Annotated in this window: 21 protein-coding genes; 16 read left to right on the top strand and 5 right to left on the bottom strand. The window is 64.7% G+C overall.

The annotated features are described in order from the left end of the window. The first annotated feature begins 98 nt into the window (after positions 1-98). Together ACZ58V_RS34230 and ACZ58V_RS34225 are read left to right on the top strand one after the other, a co-directional pair. Positions 99-632, top strand: coding sequence for a hypothetical protein (locus tag ACZ58V_RS34230; protein ID WP_471294993.1), 534 nt, complete (start codon positions 99-101; stop codon positions 630-632). After that, entirely contained in the window at positions 629-1171 is a 543-nt protein-coding gene (locus tag ACZ58V_RS34225; RefSeq protein ID WP_471294990.1) for a DUF6415 family natural product biosynthesis protein, read from the top strand. Before ACZ58V_RS34230 ends, ACZ58V_RS34225 begins: the two co-directional genes overlap by 4 nt. Positions 1172-1291: 120 nt before the next feature. Here the strand turns inward: ACZ58V_RS34225 and ACZ58V_RS34220 are convergent, their stop codons facing one another. The 3 genes from ACZ58V_RS34220 to ACZ58V_RS34210 all read right to left on the bottom strand — a co-directional run bounded on the left by ACZ58V_RS34220 (position 1292) and on the right by ACZ58V_RS34210 (position 5826). Then, a complete protein-coding gene (locus ACZ58V_RS34220) occupies positions 1292-2512 on the bottom strand; it encodes an IS256 family transposase (RefSeq protein ID WP_471294987.1) in 1221 nt (406 codons plus the stop codon). A gap of 324 nt (positions 2513-2836) precedes the next feature. Further along, a complete protein-coding gene (locus ACZ58V_RS34215; protein WP_471294985.1) occupies positions 2837-3412 on the bottom strand; it encodes a GIY-YIG nuclease family protein in 576 nt (191 codons plus the stop codon). 410 nt (positions 3413-3822) lie between these two features. Next, on the bottom strand, positions 3823-5826 hold the full coding sequence (locus ACZ58V_RS34210) for a hypothetical protein (RefSeq protein WP_471294983.1): 2004 nt from the start codon (positions 5824-5826) through the stop codon (positions 3823-3825). Positions 5827-6160: 334 nt separating this feature from the next. Here ACZ58V_RS34210 and ACZ58V_RS34205 point away from each other — a divergent pair, with 334 nt between their 5' ends. After that, entirely contained in the window at positions 6161-6310 is a 150-nt protein-coding gene (locus tag ACZ58V_RS34205) for a hypothetical protein (protein ID WP_471294980.1), read from the top strand. A gap of 300 nt (positions 6311-6610) precedes the next feature. Here ACZ58V_RS34205 and ACZ58V_RS34200 read toward each other — a convergent pair whose 3' ends face one another. Together ACZ58V_RS34200 and ACZ58V_RS34195 are read right to left on the bottom strand one after the other, a co-directional pair. After that, the gene (locus ACZ58V_RS34200; RefSeq protein WP_471294978.1) at positions 6611-8350 is read right to left on the bottom strand and encodes an AIPR family protein; all 1740 of its coding nucleotides are present in this window, start codon (positions 8348-8350) and stop codon (positions 6611-6613) included. Positions 8351-8653: 303 nt separating this feature from the next. After that, positions 8654-9751 carry a DUF1152 domain-containing protein gene (locus tag ACZ58V_RS34195; RefSeq protein WP_471294975.1) on the bottom strand — a complete coding sequence of 366 codons (1098 nt, stop codon included), beginning with the start codon at positions 9749-9751 and terminating at the stop codon, positions 8654-8656. 143 nt (positions 9752-9894) lie between these two features. Here ACZ58V_RS34195 and ACZ58V_RS34190 point away from each other — a divergent pair, with 143 nt between their 5' ends. From ACZ58V_RS34190 to ACZ58V_RS34130, 13 genes are all read left to right on the top strand, one after another. Then, positions 9895-10635, top strand: a complete 741-nt coding sequence (locus tag ACZ58V_RS34190; protein WP_471294972.1) for a GntR family transcriptional regulator — start codon at positions 9895-9897, stop codon at positions 10633-10635. A gap of 289 nt (positions 10636-10924) precedes the next feature. Next, complete coding sequence (locus ACZ58V_RS34185; protein ID WP_471294970.1) at positions 10925-11389, top strand: ATP-binding protein; 465 nt, start codon at positions 10925-10927, stop codon at positions 11387-11389. A gap of 62 nt (positions 11390-11451) precedes the next feature. Then, positions 11452-12183, top strand: a complete 732-nt coding sequence (locus ACZ58V_RS34180; RefSeq protein ID WP_471294969.1) for a GntR family transcriptional regulator — start codon at positions 11452-11454, stop codon at positions 12181-12183. A 123-nt stretch (positions 12184-12306) separates the two neighbouring features. Then, a complete protein-coding gene (locus tag ACZ58V_RS34175; RefSeq protein WP_471295160.1) occupies positions 12307-12657 on the top strand; it encodes an SCO3933 family regulatory protein in 351 nt (116 codons plus the stop codon). A 5-nt stretch (positions 12658-12662) separates the two neighbouring features. Continuing rightward, complete coding sequence (locus ACZ58V_RS34170; protein WP_471294966.1) at positions 12663-14036, top strand: FtsK/SpoIIIE domain-containing protein; 1374 nt, start codon at positions 12663-12665, stop codon at positions 14034-14036. A gap of 82 nt (positions 14037-14118) precedes the next feature. After that, positions 14119-14757 (top strand): DUF2637 domain-containing protein, encoded by a 639-nt coding sequence (locus ACZ58V_RS34165; protein ID WP_471294965.1) that lies wholly within the window; start codon positions 14119-14121, stop codon positions 14755-14757. Between the two features lie 18 nt (positions 14758-14775). Continuing rightward, positions 14776-14967, top strand: a complete 192-nt coding sequence (locus tag ACZ58V_RS34160) for an RING finger protein (protein WP_471294963.1) — start codon at positions 14776-14778, stop codon at positions 14965-14967. Beyond that, on the top strand, positions 14967-15158 hold the full coding sequence (locus tag ACZ58V_RS34155; RefSeq protein WP_471294962.1) for a mobile element transfer protein: 192 nt from the start codon (positions 14967-14969) through the stop codon (positions 15156-15158). The genes ACZ58V_RS34160 and ACZ58V_RS34155 overlap by 1 nt, the downstream gene beginning before the upstream one ends. Positions 15159-15174: 16 nt before the next feature. Beyond that, on the top strand, positions 15175-15369 hold the full coding sequence (locus ACZ58V_RS34150) for a hypothetical protein (RefSeq protein WP_471294960.1): 195 nt from the start codon (positions 15175-15177) through the stop codon (positions 15367-15369). Positions 15370-15395: 26 nt separating this feature from the next. Further along, complete coding sequence (locus tag ACZ58V_RS34145; RefSeq protein ID WP_471294957.1) at positions 15396-15641, top strand: SpdD protein; 246 nt, start codon at positions 15396-15398, stop codon at positions 15639-15641. Positions 15642-15771: 130 nt separating this feature from the next. Beyond that, positions 15772-17079: a replication initiator gene (locus tag ACZ58V_RS34140; protein WP_471294956.1), complete on the top strand. Its 1308-nt coding sequence runs from the start codon at positions 15772-15774 to the stop codon at positions 17077-17079. Further along, positions 17072-17308 carry a helix-turn-helix transcriptional regulator gene (locus tag ACZ58V_RS34135; RefSeq protein ID WP_471294953.1) on the top strand — a complete coding sequence of 79 codons (237 nt, stop codon included), beginning with the start codon at positions 17072-17074 and terminating at the stop codon, positions 17306-17308. The genes ACZ58V_RS34140 and ACZ58V_RS34135 overlap by 8 nt, the downstream gene beginning before the upstream one ends. Then, on the top strand, positions 17308-18537 hold the full coding sequence (locus tag ACZ58V_RS34130; RefSeq protein ID WP_471294951.1) for a tyrosine-type recombinase/integrase: 1230 nt from the start codon (positions 17308-17310) through the stop codon (positions 18535-18537). Before ACZ58V_RS34135 ends, ACZ58V_RS34130 begins: the two co-directional genes overlap by 1 nt. Positions 18538-18838: the final 301 nt, after the last annotated feature.

Raw genomic sequence — 18838 nt, 5'->3', positions numbered from 1 at the left:
GGAGCGATCGGCGTCTGGCGCAAGGGTCTTCCTGCAAGGACCCCGGCGACCGTGCGACCGGTCCCGGGGCGTGGCCAACGCTGCTGAGGAGCGCCGACATGACAGAGATTAGGTTCCCGGGGGGCTCCTGCCCATCCCCGGCGGGTTCGCCGGGCTCCGGGACGGCCGAGCGGTGGCTGGCATCGGCCCATCCGTCACCGGACACCGCGCGTGGAGAGTGGAACGGTGCCGCCAAGCTCGCCGTGATTCCGTTGGGAAAGGTCTTCGAGGCGGTTCGTCTGCCTGAGCGGGTCGTGCACCGGGCGGTCGCGAGCGCGGATCGGGACACGGTGAGCGATCGGCTGGCCCGATGCCTCAGCGGTGCCCCGGTCATTCACGATCCGGGCTTCCGCCGCTACTACGCCCTCGTACCGCCCGGCACCGCACAGATGTGGTGCGCGCCGGTCGCGGAGTGCCTGGGCGAGGGCACGTACCTCGGAGTGCCGCGAGCCGACCGCACCGCATTCGATGAGCAGACGCGGGCGTCCTACTGGGCCGTGCCCCTCCTCCGGCCAGGTCGGCTGGGCATGGCGGTCGACGTGCTGGCTCTCGCGATGGCGGGTCGTTGCCTCGGTGACGAGGACGAGTCATGACCGTGCCGCCCGTCAGCGAGGCCGCCCCACCGCTGGACCTCGAGACCATGCGCGCCAGCGCGGACCGCCTCCTCGGGAGCAACGCTGAGGTGCTGTCTCCAGAAGGGCTGGAGACGCTCACGCTCCAGTTGCACGGACACCTCATGCTGGCCGTTCCAGAGGTTGAGTCGGCTGTGCTGGCTCTGCCCGAGGACAGCGTGGCGCGGGCCTGTGCGCTCTTCTGCGTCGGGGAAGCCCGCCTGCGACTGAGCGCCCAGCCCGGTCGCAACCTGTTTGCCCGCGGCCGGACCGCTTACGCGCAACGCCTCGCCCGTTCCGTCCGCACCCTCTGCGATCACTACGAGAATGAGGACCACCAGTGCCCGAACGCCCCTGAGCGAGCCGCGTACCTGCGCATGCTGCTGCACTGCCCCGCGTGCCCGGACTGCCGGACCGTGGATGACGACGGCGAGGCCGTCGGCAGCTGCGTGACCGGGGACCGGCTCTACGAGGAGTACCGGCAGGCCCGGCGCAGCCCTGTCCTCGGAAGCGGCCTCTGACGGCCCAGAGACGACCCACCCCTACCAGAAAGCCCCCGCCCCACGAACAAGCCGCGGGACGGGGGCCCAAGGGGCGTCGAGTTACTTCTTCGGTCATGCCCCTTGCCGTGGTGTAGGCGATCAGTCGCCTGACGTGGCGGGTAGGAGGATCGTGTCGTCGGGATAGAGGGCGTCCATGCTTTCGTTGGAGAGGTAGCGGCGGGGGAAGGCGATCCATTCGTCGTGAAGTTCGGCGAGGACCGCGGTCGCGAGGCGGAGGACGGCGGGCGGGTTCGGGAACACCTGGACGACGTCGGTGCGGCGTTTGATCTCCCGGTTCAGCCGCTCCAGCGGGTTTGTCGACTGGATCTTCTTCCAGTGCTGGTGGGGAAAGTCCGCGAACGCGGTCAGATCTTCCTTGGCCTCCAGCAGCATCTCTCTGACCTTGGGGAACTGTCGGCCGAGCATGTCGGCGACGGTGTCGAGCTGGGTGCGGACCGCGTCCGCGGTGGGCTGGGCGAAGACGGTGCGGATTGTCGCGGCGACCATCTCGGCCGAGCCTTTCGGGATCACGGCGAAGACGTTGCGGACGAAGTGGACCCGGCAGCGCTGCCAGGCGGCGCCGAGCATGACCTTGCGGATCGCTTTGACCAGACCGCTGTGGCTGTCGGAGATGACCAGGCGGACGCCGGTCAGGCCGCGTTCTCGCAGGTGACGCAGGAACTGGGCCCAGAAGACTTCGGTCTCGCTGTCGCCGACCATGACGCCGACGACTTCGCGGCCGCCGTCCTGGGTGACGCCGGTGGCGATGACGACGGCCTGGGAGACGATGCGGTGGTCGACGCGGGCCTTGACGTAGGTGGCGTCGAGGAACAGGTAGGGGAACCGGATGTGGTCCAGCGGCCGGGTGCGGAAAGCGTCCAGCTGTTCGTCGAGCTCAGCGCAGATTCGGGAGACCTCACTTTTCGATATCCCGGTGTCGGAGCCGAGGGCTTTGACCAGGTCGTCGACGGAGCGGGTGGAGACGCCGTGGACGTATGCCTCCATGATGACCGCGTAGAGGGCCTGGTCGATGCGCCGGCGGCGTTCGAGGAGGCTGGGGAAGAAGCTTCCGGCCCGTAGTTTCGGGATGGCGAGTTCCAGGTCACCGGCCTGTGTGGTCACTGTCTTCTCGCGGTGTCCGTTGCGCCAGGTGGTGCGGGTGTCGGTGTGTTCGCCCCACGCGGCGCCGATCTTTGTGGTGGCCTCGGTCTCGATCAGTTCCTGGAGCAGCCTTTCGGCGACCTCGCGGACGAGTTCAAGACCATCGGCCGAACGTAGTGACTCAAGCAGGCGAAGTAGGTCATGCTGGGACAAGGCCACCGTGCACCCCCTGGGGTCGAACTGCCCGTTCACTCCGGACAGTTGCACGGTGGCCTGCCAGTTGAGCAGGGAGCAGACACCGGCAGACGGTGCACCCCAGGGAGCAGAACCCGCGCACTCAACCGCGGAGATCCCCTACACCACACAGCGGGACGCCATCACTTCTTCTTGCCCTGGGTCTTGCCGGGGATCCTGGTGAACTGGGTCTTTGCTGGTCAGGGCGGTGTTCATGAGCGGCCGAGCGGTTGTCATTGGTTGTCGTTGGCCGCTGTTGAGCGGCCTCGGACGGCCCATGCACGGCCCAGATAACGGCCCTGCGGCGGTCTACGAGCTGATGGGCAACTCCCGTGCTCGCTGGCGTGCTTGGGCCCGTAGCTCCTTCAGGCGACTGTGAAACGCGTTGTGGCGGTTCTGGTCCAGGTTCAGCGGGAGGTCTAGTTGGGAGATGAGCTGTGACTCCGATGTCCACGGTTCCTCTTGCTCGACCCAGCACACCCGCGCGTTATCCGCCATCCACTGACTGAGGGCGGCTTCGCCGGCTTTGCCGAAGGTCATCCGCTTGCCGCTGCCTACGCGGCGCAGCTCCAGTCCGAGCAGGCACCCAAGGGTGAGCCGCAGGGTTGAGCCAGCCGCGTTGCCCCGGTAGTGGTAGCGCACCCGCTTGCGCAGATTCTGGGTGCTGGTCCGATTGGCCATGTACCGCGGGGCTATACCGACGTAGAGCAGGCGCCGGCCGTCCAGATCCGGATTGGGCGGTTGCTCGAAGTGCCACCCGTACACCCCTGCCACCGCCGGGACAGGGCTCGGGCGCACCAAGACCTCCTGCGCTGACCACAGTCGGTTGGGACTGACGAGAGCGGTAGCGTCCACGAAGCCTCCAGGCGTGCCACGGCTGATCATCGCAGGCTACTGATCGACACTGACAAGGTCCCTAGCCTGCGCAGGTGCGTGACATTAGCTTGGGAAGCCAAGGTGATCTAGGGGTCGCTACCGGGGTGACCTGTGGCGGAAGGGTGCTGCGCCTGGTGGGCCGGTTCGTTGGTTCCCCAGTGTTCCCCGTGGTTCCCTGTACGATCTGGCACGCGAACGGCACGATCCCTGCCTGGGCGGGCTCTCGGTACGCATTCGGCTGCGGGACGGACGCGTCCTTTTACTGTAGACACTCACCGACATAGGAACCGGCGTCGTAGGAGTCGGGCGGGTTGCACGGATGACTGGCATGGGTCCGCCCGTGCCGGCACGTACCAGCCTGCTTCGGCGCAGCCGGTTGGTGACTGGTGAGCTCGTAGCGGAGTAGCAATCGCCATCATTCACGATGGCGGCATATGCTGAGAGTGCTGCCTACCACAAATGACGCTGTGCACCTGCGGACCGAGAACTATGTTTATGGCTCCGCATCCCGCCCCTTTAGCGGCATCGGCGATATGGCCCGGAAATTCCTTGAGGTCTTTGTAGCTTCGCTGCCGAAAACCGACATACGTTGCTGTCGCCATTAGCCAAGGAAGGACTATGAGAACCGCATCGCGGGCCGGTTGCTCTTGATTAAGTTGGATTGACCAGCAAACAGACCATGCTCCGAATCCCGCAATCGATAGAGTCTGTAGAATGATGGTGCTCCTGAATCCTCTGTCACCTCCTGAACCCAAAGGATAGGATACGTAAGCGGCTGCCGCTACCGCGAGCGCGGCAGTTGCGAAAAGCAGTGATGCACTGTCCTGCATGGGTGTCAGGTATGCCGCAAGGACAGATCCACATACAGCCGATGCCCAGTAGGCAACATTCCAGGGAGACCAGAAAGAGAAGTCTTTTGAATCTTTCAGCACTGCTCTCCTGCTGCACTCTTCATCCGGCGTGAAACCTTGAACGTCGACTGACTTTATCTTTGGGGTCTTTAGATAGTCGACGAGCAGGGTAATGTGAGACTTCCGATTCAGTCCCTGTCCAATTTCCCATCGCTCATCTGTAATTTTGCGACAGTAGCTCGTAGCCTCAAGCGTCCAAGTGAGTAGGACAAACATTACACCGAAACAGAACGAAAAAGCCATGCCTGTTTCCACGAGCGGACTGAGAAGATCAGCCTTTGCCGCGTATGATCCCGCCAGTAACCGAAGCGAATAGCCGAAGCCAACGGTAAGCCAAATAGCGGTAGGCATCAGCTTCTGACGCACAGGAGATGCTCTGTTGATGAAACGCTTAGGAGACACGGAACGCAGGAATTCGTAAATCGAGGCAACGGCAAATATGATGCCAGAAAAAATCAGCACACCCTGGAGTGCGTGCACTCGGTATCCAATTACTACGGCCACGATCAAGCGCAGAAACGCTGTGACGAGACTACCAGTCACCATGAGCCGCTTCTGTGATGGATCCTCCACGCGAGGTAGACGTTTTCTCGCCGATGCCTCAGGGTGCTCTGCATCCTCGCTCATGCCACGCAAATCATTCCATTGGTACCGGGCAGAGTAAATCAAGTACTCGACTACAAATAGGGTCAAGAACATCCTGGACCATGGGAAACCTTCGCCTGAAGCCCAGCTGACGATGGTGAATGAAACGGGAATGAAAAGCCACTTGATCAAGTCTTCTGGCCTTGGCAAAATGAAGTAAGAAGTGAGGCTCCGGCCCGTCGCTATGGAGCCGATAGATGCCTGCAGGATTGGTCTATGTTGACGGGAAATGAACTTACTGGCGATTCGCGCGAAGGTACTGCCGGCACCGTAAGTCGCCGCCATCACGTCAGCCACGAGGATCCCAAATGCCGCCCCGTATATCAGCAGCATGGATATAGTGTAAATAGTGCTCAAGTGGATCGCAATGTATATTGTCAAACCCCCAAAAAAGAAGAGAGCAATGAGCATGATCATGGTGGCGAGGATTCGATATCCGGACCTTCCACGCCGCATGGTAGTGACTTCTGTCATGAGTCCTGAGTACGACGGCGGGAGTATTGGGCCAAGAGTTGTCAGGGTCGAAAGTGGCGCGTCTGCATATTTTCGCAGTTCTGCTTCCACTGCCCTCAGATAGTAGCTACGCAAGGCTGCGGCAACGCCAAGCAATTGCATGAATGCGAGAGATGCTAGCGGAATTGCTGGTGCGGAGGCGAGAAATAGGTCCGGCGGCGCTGAGCAATCTTTGGTTTTTGGCGGGTTTAGCTGACAAGTGTTTCCTACGACGCTTGCTACAGCTCCCAGGAGGGCGACAGTTAGGCCTACTATCGCCGCTTGAATGTTGTGAAAGGTGCGCTCATCCTCTCTGGTCATCGTGTAATCCAGAGTCAGTAGCTCAAACTCTTTAGCTTCGGGTGGCTGAGGCACTCCTGGGCTCCATCGTTGTCGACGAAGAGGTGTGCTCTGATACTCGTTTGTGGCCCATGCCTAGCCAACCAGTGCTAGTCCATACGGGGGACAAGCCGTGCCAGGGTGAGGTGGGATTCAGTATGAGGTCGGTGGAGTCTCTATGGGCCAGTCAAGCGCCGCGGGGCGCGACCAGTATCCGAAGGAGTGGTGGACCAAGTCTCCAGCGCGGGGTGGCCCACTGAAGCCGCCTTAGCGACCGGCGCTAACGCGTGACCACTTGTCATTACCGTTCACCTCGCACGGCCTCTGCCTCCAGTCGCGAACGCCTGATGTGGGCGTTATCGTCGATATCATGGAAGGCATAGGAGGGTGCTGCCTGTTCATCGCGGCAGTGCTCGTCATCGGGCTCATCGTTCTGTTGATACTCACCTTCACCACTGACGATATCGACTGGTCCGTGATGGACTCGCTGGGGTCGACGGTGTCCAGCGCTTCACGGTGACGAGCGGTCGGCGGAGCGGCTTGGGGCTGGGGTTTCAATGACCGAGTCAAGGTCGTTGGCGTCCTCCACCAGTGCGGCCGATACGGCGCCTCGAAGATCGTCTGTGCCTCAGCCGACGAAATTCAGCCCCGACGGCGGGCACGCCGACTGGTCAGGTGCGCGTGTGCCTCGCTGGGCCGCCACCGGCCTCAACTACGCTGCTGGTGCCGTCGACCAGAGCCAGCCTCGCCGGCGGAAGCGTCTTGGTAAAAGCCTTGGCTCCCGCGTTGCAACATCAGCGCGCCGTCATGTGACCAAAGGCTATGAGGTGCTTTCCCGGAGACCCCGTGCTTGGTCCAGCAGATATTCGCTGAACCGCTGAGCTTTCGTTGCCCTCTCCAGAATGACACCTTCTCGCCGAAGGTAAACGCTAGACCACTCTTTGAGCTTCTCAAAAAGATCCTTGAGTATGGCGTCATCCACCGCAGCATTCGCTGAGGATAGTGCACGGAGTTGCTGCGGCCGTCGAATGGGCGCACCATTCAGTCGCTCTACGATAAGCATCGACAAATGGAACTTGAGGTTGCTCTTCTGTGACACGTTCGCTTCGGCAGCTTCAGACAGGATGAAGCTATCCACTTGACGTTGAAGTCTGGCGGCCCAGAGGTAAACCTGGAGGTCGATTGATGAATTGAACACGAGTCGATAGTCCTCGTCATTCTTGAGCAGCGAGGACGGCTTGCCACGTGATTTGTCGGGCCGCGCCAGACCCATGGCGGTGACAGATGCCCCGAGGAACTGAATGCTTACAATCTTCGCGGGATCTTTTCCGTCGTTCTTGTAGTAACCCTTTCTTCTGTCGTAGTACCAACCTTGAGTCAAAAAGTAGTTTTCAATATTGCGCTGAACTTCGTCGGTTGCACGCAGAGAGGCATCCGTAATTGCAGTCTGCCGGTTCGTGGCTCTGATCACCAGGTCCCTCGTTGCGGCATCGCCGGTGACGATAATCCGCACCAGCAACATGCGTTCTCCGGCTTCTGCTGAATCGTCGCCCCTGAGCGATTCGAAGATTTCATGGCTCGTTTGCAGGCCGTTTACAATCTGAATGTTCGAGAGCGAGTATGTTTTGGCCGTGCTGGTCGCCTCACTGCAAATGATGGTGACACCGTTGTTCAGCCACCAGAACTCGGGGCTATCAGGTGACGTAAGAGACTGGCGAATCTCTTGATTCACTGAGACGTTCCCCTGGTAATCCCTCACGTTCCACTCAAAGAGGTGGCGACGAAGGCGACCGTTGTCGTCGACAATAAGATCGTAATAGTCCCTCAACTTTACGATAGCTACGTGCGACTCCCCACTCGTAGCGCTTTCCTGGTAGTTCATCGCAAGCGTGTACGGCGGGCGTTCGTTGTACCTCGCCAGCAGTTCCTTGTCGCCGAGAAGCTCCACTGATGCTGTGCGTGCATCCGGAACGGACGCAATGATCACTTGCCTCAAGGCGTTCAGCTTTGCCTCAAATTGCGGGGTGATATTGCTGGAGTCGCCCGGAGTTGCGTAAATGACATTCACGCTAATTCGGGGCCGGCGGGTGATTAGTTTTTCCCATGCGTCGCGGAAGATGCCAAAGCGCGTGAGGAGTGTTGGGTTGTACAGGACGGACAAGGACTCGATGGGCAGTGACAGGTCCAAAAGTCGACGCATTGTGTTCTCAAGCTTCTCTGCTACGTCTTCGGCGAAGCTAGGTGTTCTCTTCGCTTGGACTACCCAGAGTTCCAAGTTTCTGTCTTGCCCGAAATCGGACGGACGGCTCGTTTCCGAAACGACGTCTGAGTCCTCATCTAGCAGTGTGTCATCGAAAAAGACGTAGACTGAGTCGATCGCGCCGTCCTGCCCCCCTCCTACGATGCCTGCCTCGATTTCTTCAATCCCTAGCCCAAACGACCGCAATGCCAACTCCGAAGAAAAGACTTCAAAAGCAGTTCCTCCGTCAACGGCAGGAAGGTTCTCTTCTTTCCATGCATCAAAGATTCGCAGGATCAAGGTCTGCGCGTTACTGGGCATTTTCGGCATTGGAGCACTCCCGCCATCAAAGGCACTATTCAGCTGAAGGTAGCATCGGCGCACGCCACGGTGCAGAAGCTTCGCCGCATCTGTGAGGCCCCGGTCGCCTGCGGGCGTTCCGGGATCTGGATGGCTGAGTAGCCTCAGGCCAGCCCTTACCTGGCATCAAGCACTGATTGCTGTGAGCGCGGCACGGGCGTCGGCCGGGCTGGAGCGGGACGGAGGCAGGAGCGCAGGCCCGGCCGGGGGCCGGGCCGCGCGCGGGGAGCGGAGCGAGCCGCCTTGAACCAGTAGAGAAGGTTGTTACTCAGGAGTGGATGTGATGCGCCACAAGGGTGCGTCGTACTGCTCCGGGCGGCTGTTGATGAGCAGTTGGCGCAGGTCCTCGCGCAGGGAGCCGTTGAGGTTCAAGGCCTCGGTGATGCGGCGGAACGTTGTGTGGGTGACTCCGCGGCTTTGGGCCTCAGCTTCGAACTGGTCGAGTTGGGACAGTGCAGCGTCGCGTTCGAGTTGCAACGGTGGCTGGTCCTTGAGCCATGCGGCCTTGTTGCGCTCGTAGTCGATCTCCGAGTAGCCGCAGATCTCACGGCTGTGTGCCTCTGCCTCGTCCAGGGTGGCGGTCGTCAGGATGGCGCGGGCCAGCTGGTTGCGGCTCAGTGCCTCGTCCAGGTCGACCTCATGGACGGTGGGGCCTTCGTCGGTGAGGGGAACTGGGAGGCCGGCGTCTCGCATCTCGCATGTGCCGCGTACGCCTCGGGCTGTCGCCGCGAGCATCCCGGTCGCCTCGGAGGGGTGCCACTCCAGGACCGAACTGATCGGCTCGACGTCCTCCGCGGTGAAGGTGTGGACGAGCGGGCCGAGCATGTTGCGTAGGTCGTCGAGGGGCAGTTCACCGTCCAGACCTGGGCCTGCCACCAGTAGGCGGATCGGTGCGTTCACCTGGCAGCACGCCGCGAGCGTGACGGCGTCGGCAAGCGGGCTCTTCAGCGTCGGCTCATCGCCGCGGGCGAGGATGTCTCCGCCTACGTCCAGGAGGTCGATCGACTCCGGAGCCAAGTGGTCCACCAACTCTTCGAGTTGGTGTGTGATGCCCTCGACCCCGTGGCGCGGGTCGATCAGCGCGATGGTGTGCGGGAGCTCTGCCGCGAGTCGGGGGAGGGTGGAGCCTGCCGGAGCGATCGGGCGGGCCTCGACCGGCACTGCCCGGACTGCTGGGGTGAGCGGCTTGAGGCCAGTGAAGTTGTCCGGTCCTCGGGGGCCCGGTACCGGGTCGATCAGGAGGCGGTCCCACGCGTACGTGAGGATCACCGCCTGGTCCTCGTCGCCGTAAAGGGCGGCGTGAAGCATTGCGGCGGCGACTGCGTCGCCCCCTCCTCCTGCTGCGACGATCAACCGCGTCATGCGCTTCAGCCTACGGGGTACGGGGTTGACCACTCACCCTATAGTGGCTAGAGGCCATAGCCACTTGTGTCGAGAATCGGCCTCAGGCCGGTAGCGGGGTTCCCGGCTACTCACCTGGAGCCCACGTTGGGTGAGGAGGACTGATGCCACAGATCGAGGAGGCTCAGCCGAAGTATCTCCAGATCGCGCACTACATCCGTGATCAGATTCTTCGGGGTGACCTGCGGCCGGGGGACGAGGTCCCGTCTGAGCGGCAGTTGGCGGCTGACTGGAAGGTGTCCCGGCCCACGGCTGCTCGGCCGTTGGAGGCGCTGAGCCATCAAGGGCTTGTCGAGAAGCGTCAGGGTTCGGGTACGTACGTGCGGAGCCTGGAGGTCAACCGGCGGGCGCGGGAGTTGTACGGGCGGGCTCGGCAGACCGGAAAGATCTACACGCCTGGTGAGTACGCGGTGATCACCTCGACCGGTTGGATGGAGGCGCCGGCTCACGTCGCTGAGGGGTTGGGTCTGGTCAAGGACCGTCGGGCTGTGCACCGGCGGCGCGTGACCAATAATCAGGACGGGCCGATCACACTGTCCACCTCGTGGTTCGCTCCGGATGTCGGCCACCGTGCGCCGAAGCTGCTTGAGCCGGAGCGCATCCAAGAGGGAACGCTCATGTACGTCGAGAACATGACGGGGCGGCAGGGCAGCTACGCGGAAGATCGCATGTGCGCGCGGGATGCCACGGAGGAGGAAGCCGTGGACCTCCAACTGGAGCCCGGTTCGGCCGTCCTGATCGTCCACCACGTCGTCTTCGACCTCCAGGACCGGCCCTTGGAGTTCGCCGAAGCCACTTACCCGCCGCATCGCTGGGCTTTCGAGCAGGGCTACCCGCTCACCTGATGGCGCGGTGAGGTCCCGCTAGTTGCGGCGAACGGGTTGCGGAGCCGAAGTGGCTAATGCCACTATCCAGAAAAGTGGCTAAGGCCACTTGAATCGGAAGGGGGCACGGGTGACGAGTCAGCGGCCGGATGAAGGTGCGCGCTTAGCTTGCCGGGGTTGTCGTGGGTGCGGTTGGAAGCGCGTCGGCTCCCGTACGGCTCTGGCGCTCTCCACGGCCAACGACCGCCACCGTGTCACATCGAAACGGCGCTGCCTCGACTGTGACGGCAGCGGCAAGGAGTGAGCGCGGATGGCCTACACGATCGACCGCTTTCCTTCTGAGGACTCACCGCGACTCGGTGCCATGACCTTGCACCCCGTCGCGGAGTCTGTGCCTCGGGCTCGGTACTGGTTCCGGAAGTTCCTCGCCCCGTACAACCCGGCCTGCTCGATTGACGACTGCGTGTTGATGATTTCGGAGCTGGTGACCAACGCCATTCTCTACGGGCGGGCGGATGAGACCTGGGTGGTGCGCGTTGAGTGGTATCGCGTGGAGACGTCGCTTCGGATCGAGGTGCACAACCCGGGCTTCCCAGCGAACGTCCAGATGCGGCAGCCAGAGGCCAACGACGCCCACGGCCGCGGTCTGCTGCTTGTCGACTCCATCGCCGAGTCGTGGCACTCCGGGCCCAGCCGCTTCGGTGGGACGGTGGTCTCCTGCGACGTGGCCGACGCATGGCCGCCCAGTGCGGGCTTCAGGCCGATCCTGTTCTGACGCTCCAGTTGTCGCTAGTCTGGTTGACCAGTTGACTTGGCCAATCTCGACAGGCGGCGCACATGGCGTATGAAGTGGCGGCACCGAAGTACGTGCGCCTAGCTCAGACGATCCAGAGCCGCATCGAGGATGGCACGTACCCGCCCGGTACCCGGGTTCCCAGCGAGAACCAGTTGGTGCAGGCCTTCGGGATGTCCCGTCCCACCGTCGTGCGGGCGCTGGAACTGCTGAAGCGCGACGGCTGGTTGGAGTCCCGGCAGGGGTACGGCACGATCGTCCGGGGGCGGCCGGAGGTTGTGGAACAGAAGGGCCGGCGGGGACTAGAGGTCCTGGAACGCGACGAGTCGAAGGCCTCCGGGCGCCTCGTTGAAGTCGGTGACGTCCCTGTTCCGGAGCGGGTCGCCTCTGCGCTCGGGCTCCCGAAGCGGGCCGAGGTCCTCATGCGTCGCTTTCTGGTGGAGGAGGACGGCGAAGCGGTCGAGTTGGTCTCGTCGTACTTTCCCGCCGGCCTGGTCGACGGCACCGAGCTGGCGAATGCGGAAGCTCTGAGAGGCAGTGCGCGTGAGCACCTGGAGGCCCGGCAGAAGGTCCGCTTCGACCATGTGACGGAGCGGGTATCGGCCCGACTGCCGGAGAGTGGCGAAGCCGAGCTCTTGGGTGGCATGCCGGACGGTGTGCCGGTGCTCAGCGTTCTGGTCATCGCGTGCGATGCCTCCGGGCAGGCACTGCAAGTCTCTGAAGTGCTGCTTCCTGCTGATCTGCATGAGCTCGAAGACACCTATCGCTTGAACTGACGCCTGGTCCAGGTGAGTTCACTCATAACCTCACTTGACAAGTCAACCTGTCATCCGTAGCTTCGAACTTGCTAAGTCAACTTGTCAGGTGGCAAGTTGATCGACTCAGAAGGAGAAATCTCTGTGCGTGTGATCCGCATTGACACCTCGACCGCCACGGTCCTGCTCACCGAAGCTCCGGCGCCGAAGGTGCGCGACCGGCAGACCGGTGAGATCGCCAAGGACGCCGTGAGTGGTGAGGCACTGATGACGATCGGCGTGGTCTACATCGAGGAGGGGGAGTCGTCTCTGATCAAGGTCACGGTTCCTGAGAGCGGTGTCTCTGAAGGGCTGACGCTCGGGGCTCCGGTCGCACTGCCGGGGCTCGTGGCTCGGCCGTGGGAGAGCGTCTTCAACGGCCAGCAGCGGCACGGCATCGCCTACCGGGCCACCGCCGTAGCTCCGGGCGCTTTCCCGATGGCTGAGGCTGGCTGATCGCTGTGACGGACCTGGTGACGTGGGCCGAGCTGGGCGGCACGCTCGCTGCAATAGGCGGCGCGGCATACGCCCGGCACGCCCACCCGGCCGCGTACTGGTCCACGGTCGGGCTGCCGATCTCGGTGGCTCGGCTGCTGGCCTCGTACTCCTCGACCATGGACGCGTGCGGCCTGACGGTCGAGCCGTCCCGGTGGCGGGTACTGGCCGTCAAGGCGACCACTCGTCGAGAGGTCCGGCCGGTTCCCCCTCGTCGGGGCGTGATCCGGCCCACCTCGACCGGCCTTCGGCTCCGGCTGCGGCTCGCTCCGGGGCAGGAACCTGCGGACGTGGCGGCCTCGGCCGAACGGCTGCGGCACGCCTGGGGCGTTCACGCCGTGTACGTCCGAGACGTCAAGCCTGGGGTTGTGGAACTGCGGCTCGTCGGCTTCGACGTTCTGCGCAAGGTACGAATGCCTCGCCGGATCGACGTCGGCCTGCTCCAGGTGCCGGTGGCCCTGAGAGAGGACGCAACCGCCTTCGTACGGGACTACCGAGCCGTACCGCATCAACTCGTGCTCGGCGCCACGCTGTCGGGCAAGTCCATGTTCCTGCGGAACCTGATCACCGGGCTGGCCACTCAGCCGGTGGTCCTAGTGGGGATCGACTGTAAACGCGGGGTGGAGCTGGCTCCGTTCGCGGCTCGGCTCTCCGCGCTGGCCACCGATCCGGAACAGGCTGCCGAGCTGCTGCCCGCACTGGTGAAGGAGATGGAGGACCGATACGACCTGATCAAAGCCCGTCAGGGCATCGCCCCCGGCACTCCGGATGAGGAGATCACCTCAGACATCTGGGGCCTGCCGGAGGACGAACGGCCCGCGCCCATCGTGCTGTTCATCGACGAAGTGGCCGAACTCTTCCTCATCGCCACGAGGAAGGAGGAAGAACGGCGGGACGAGATGGTCACCCAGCTCATCCGACTCGCCCAGCTCGGCCGCGCGGCCGGCATCTACCTGGAGGTCTGCGGGCAGCGCTTCGGTGCTGAACTCGGCAAGGGCGCGACCATGCTCCGGGCCCAGCTCACCGGCCGCGTCTGCCACCGCGTCAACGACGAAGCGTCCGCCAAGATGGCGCTCGGCGACATCGCCCCTGAGGCGGTCTATGCGGCTTGCGCCATTGCTGCCGAGCTGCCCGGCCTCGCCGTCGTCGGTGACACGTCCGGTGGCTGGTCCCGCATCCGTACCCCACACCTGTCCCTCGCCGACGCTGCGGCCACCTGCCGCGAGACGGCACACCTGGCCCCGGACGTACCGGCGCTCACGCCCTTCCGGCCGTACGTCCAGCCCATGCCCGTGAAGGCGTCCGGGCCCGTGGCCACTCCGCAGACAGTCACCGACTAACCGCACCGCTCCAACGGCTGGCGCGGCCGTCCCGCGCCAAGTCCCTACCCCATCCATGCCTGGAACCGGAAGGAGTCGCGCCGTGCGCACTCTGCCCGCCCGCGTTGACGCCGTGCTCGTTCAAGCACTGATCGCCGCCGCGCTGTCCTTCGCCCACCTGCATGACCTGGCCTCGGCTGCCGGACAGGACGGCTGGAAGGCGTGGGCCTACCCGGTGTCCGTCGACCTGCTCTTGGTGGCGGCCTGGCGGCGGCTCCGCTCCGGTGAGGCGAAAGCGGCCGGGTGGTGCTGGTTCCTCGTCGCACTGATCGCGTCCCTCGGGGCCAATGTCGCCACCGCCGGACTGCTCGACCTGGACGACGTTCCGGCCTGGCTGCGCATTCTCGTCGCGGGCTGGCCTGCGGTGGCCTTCCTCGGCGGGACGCTCCTCGCCCACGGATCGCCGAAGCCGATCGAGGCTCCGGCGACGGCACCCGAACCGCCCTCGACGGGCACAGCACCCGAACCCAATCCCACACCAGCGACCGAACTGCCTGCCGCCGAGCCGAAGTCGGCTCCGCCGTCACCGTCTCCGGCACCACCCGCGCTCGTCGCCCTGGCCCGCAAGGTCGCCGACGAACACCGCGCCCAGACCGGAACTGACATCGACACCCCGACACTTCGCGCCCGGCTCGGGGTCCCGATGCCGCTCGCCGAAGCCATCGCCACCCAACTCACCTGACCCGGAGGACTTTCCCCCTTGCGTCCGTCCACGCTCCGCGCGCTGAAGCGCGCCGCCGAGCTGACCCGCCAGAACCGACTCACCGAAGCCGTGCTGATCGCAGAGCCGGTGATCCTCGCCGCCGACAGCTACGAGGGCGACGAGATCTTGCGCTGGCTGGCCGACCACGTCACCGACTTCACCGGCGAAACCGCAGAGGAGAACCCCTGATGCCCGCCAACCGCCGCTTCCGCAACGTCGTCCGCGTCGGCCCCGTACAGGTCGCCACCTACTACGACGGCCGTGGCCGCGAGAAGCACACCGCCGCCTGCACGGCGCCGCGCTGCGGCTTCTCCACGGACTACGACAGCCGCGCCGCCGCCGAGCTGGCCGCCCGCACCCACCGCTGCTCCGTCCGCTGACCGCCGAGGAGATCCCGTGACCGTCTCACTGCCGCTCGTCTTCGTCCTGGGCGTCGTCGCCTGGGCCGCGATCAAGTTCCTTGGCATCCGCGTCTGGGTCGCCGTCGTGATCGCGCTGTTCGGCTTCTGGCTCTCCCACACCTTCCTCGCCCCCGCCATCGAGTCCGGCACCCGCTCCGGGGTCGACATCGTCAACGGCACTCACGAATGACACCTCGACTGACAAGGAGTCCCGCCATGCTCCGTCCCAAGCTGCCCGACACCCCGCATGTCCAGAGCATCACCACGACTCACGCTCCGGCTCCTTCCGCCGGCCGCCCGGTCGCTCCGTTCGTGGGAGTCGGCGTAGGCGCGGTCGCCGCCGTGGTCGTCGTGGGCGTCGTACTCACCGCGCTCCTGGCGGCGGTCGCCGTCTCGGCCATCTCCGTGGCTATCGCCGCCGTCGTCCTGCGCTCCCTCGTCACTGGCGCCAACAGGCGCTGACCGGCCGCCGGGGCGGCAAACGCCGCCAAGCATCCCGCCGCCCCGGGGCCGTCACTCCCAACCGTCAAGACGGCTGAAAGGAACGCCCATCATCACCCGGCAGACTCCGCCCCCGCTGGCGGAACTCTCCATGTTGGCCTCCTGCGGCACCATGCCCGAGCTGGCCCGCCAACTCTCCGGCCTCGGCGGCTGCACCCACCCCGTGCGCCTCGACGGCCACCGCACCGAACACGAACTCAACGCGACAACCGGCGAGATCGGCCGCGTCCTGCACCACCTGGACTCGACCGCCCTCCCCGCCGGACAACTCCTCGTCCGCTGCAACAACCGCCGCGCCACCCGTTGCGCGGCCTGCGCCGAGACCTACCGCCGCGACACCTACCACCTGATCACCGCCGGACTGCGTGGCGGCAAAGGCACCTCCGAACAGGTCGCCACCCACCCCCGCGTCTTCGCCACCTTCACCGCCCCGAGCTTCGGCCCGGTCCACAACCGCCCCTCCAGCGGCCGGAACTGCCGCTGCGGCATCCGCCACACCGAGACGGACTCCGCCCTGGGCACACCACTCGACCCCGAGAAGTACGACTACGAAGCGGCCGTGCTCTGGAACGCCCACGCAGGGGCCCTCTGGCGCCGGTTCTCCATCTACCTCCGCCGTGAGGTCGCCAAGCGCGGCGGCCTCACCCAACGCGCCTTCCGCGACCACGCGCGCCTCTCCTTCGCCAAGGTCGCCGAGTACCAGAAGCGCGGCGCCGTCCACTTCCACGCGGTCATCCGCCTCGACGGCCCGGAAGGCGGCGACACGGATCCTCCAGCCTGGGCCACCGCCGAGCTGCTCACCGACGCTATCCGCGCCGCCACCACGGCAGCACGCGTCAACGGACCGGAAGTCGACGGCCGGGCCCACACCTTCACCTTCGGCCGCCAGCTCGACGTCCGCGCGATCCGCTCCGCCGACTTCGACGGCGGCCAGGAACTGACCGAGCGCGCCGTAGCCGCGTACATCGCCAAGTACGCCACCAAGGGCGCCGAGACCGCGACCGGCACCCTGGACCGGCCGCTTCGCTTCCTCGCCGAGCTGGCACAGGCCCGGCTCACCGACCACGCGCGCCGCATGATCCGCACCGCCTGGACCCTCGGCGCACGCCCCGACCTGGCGGAGCTCCGACTGCGGGCTTGGGCTCACATGCTTGGCTTCCGCGGCCACTTCTCCACCAAGTCGCGCCGCTACTCCACCACCCTCGGCGCCCTCCGCGACGCCCGCGCCGAATGGCGCCGTGCCCAAGCGGCTCCGGTCACCGCCTCGCAGGACGGCGAAACCACGCTCGTCCTGGCCCACTGGGTCTTTGCCGGAACAGGCCTCAGCGCGGGTGAAGCCTGGCTCGCCGCGTCCCTGGAGCCCGCCCCCGGAACGGAAGGACAACCGACCGATGGCTGAGCGCCACGCCTCGGTGCGTGTGGCCGCCGAGCCACGTGCCCTGCCTACGCGGTACATGACTCCTTACGACCTGGTGGAGATGTTCGACCTGCCCAGCGTCGAGACGGTCTACCAGTGGCGCCGCAAGCGCACGGGTCCGCGCGGCTTCCGGGTTGGCCGGCATCTCCGCTTCGACCCGGAGGACGTACGCGCCTGGGTGGACTCCCAGCTCAAGGGGGCTGCTGCCTGATGGCCGGACACATCCAAGACCGCTGGTACAAGACCGAGGTCGGCCCGGACGGCAAGACCCGAAAGACCAAAACCGAGCGCTACGGCGCGGGCATGCGCTACCGCGCCCGTTACGTTGGCCCGGACGGCACGGAGAAGTCAAAGAGCTTTCCCGACCGGCAGAAGCGGCTGGCCGAGCAGTGGCTGTCGCAGACTGAGGCCGACATGGCGCGGGGGCAGTACATCGACCCGCGCGCGGCACGGATCACGTTCCAGCAGTACGCCGAGAGCTGGGTGACTCACGCGTCGGATCCAAACACCCAGGCGTCGATGGAGTCGCAGCTTCGCTTGCATGCCTTCCCGTACCTGGGGTCGCGTCCTCTCGGCTCCTTCCAGCCCGCTCACATCCGGGACTGGGTGAGGCAGCTCCAGGAGAACGGCGTCCGTGGCTCGTACGCTCGGACGATCTACTCCAATGTGCGGGCAGCTCTGAGCGCGGCCGTGGACGATGGGCACCTTCCCCGGAACCCGTGTGCTGCTCGCTCGGTCCGGCCGCCGACTGTGGACAGCAAGCGCATCGTCCCTTGGACAGTGGAACGGGTCTTCGCCGTTCGGGCCGGTATGCCCGAGCGGTACCAAGCCATGGTCGACCTCGGCGGCGGTTGCGGTCTCCGCCAAGGGGAGATCCTCGGCATCGCCGTCGACGCGATCGACTTTGCGGCGGGCACGCTCCACGTGGTCCAGCAGCTCAAGCTGAGTCGCAGCAAGCCTGTGTTCGCCCCACCCAAGGGTGGCAAGTTACGGGACGTGCCGCTGCCTGGTCCCGTCGCTGATGCCCTCCGGGACCACATGAAGCGGTTTCCGCCGGTGGAGATCACCTTGCCGTGGAAGGTGGCGGACGGGCCTCCGGTGACCAAGCGGCTGATCTTCACCGGCCCGCGTGGCGGTCATGTCTGGCGGACGTCGCTCAACGAGGAAGTGTGGAAGCGGGCGCTTGCCTCGGCCGGAGTGATCCCTGAGCGAAAGCCGGGCGAGTCCTACGCCGAGTCCCGCGAGAACGGCATGCACGCCCTACGCCACTTCTACGCCTCGGTGCTCCTGGACGCGGGGGAGAACATCAAGGCCCTCGCCGAGTATCTGGGCCACTCGGACCCGGGCCTGACGCTCCGCGTGTACGCGCACCTGATGCCGTCCAGTCAAGAGCGCACCCGCAAGGCAGTGAGTGCGATCTTCATGACGCGAAGGCCCTAGCCTTCCAACGGCCAGCTTCGAGGTCCGCATTCGAGCTGGTCTTCGTACCTGAGATGCACCTTGGCTTTGCAAAGCGGGATTGCACACTGAGTAGGCAATCCGGGCGGGATAAGCAGAGTTGTCCCGACCGATTTGGTTGAAGCGGTTTACCCAAACCGGTTTGGCGAAACGGGGTTGGCCAAACCGAGTTGGCCAATCGAGCCTAGTGAACCCTCTGCTCAGATCGAACCTGACCATCTCGTTAGAGGTTCGTTCCGCCTCGGCGCTGGTCCTTTACGCAGGTAGACAGGGCAGTCGTCCA

The sequence above is a fragment of the Streptomyces sp. NPDC040589 genome (assembly GCF_055594445.1).
The sequence above is the reverse complement of the archived record's forward strand: the minus strand, read 5'-3'. Positions and strand labels throughout refer to the sequence as shown.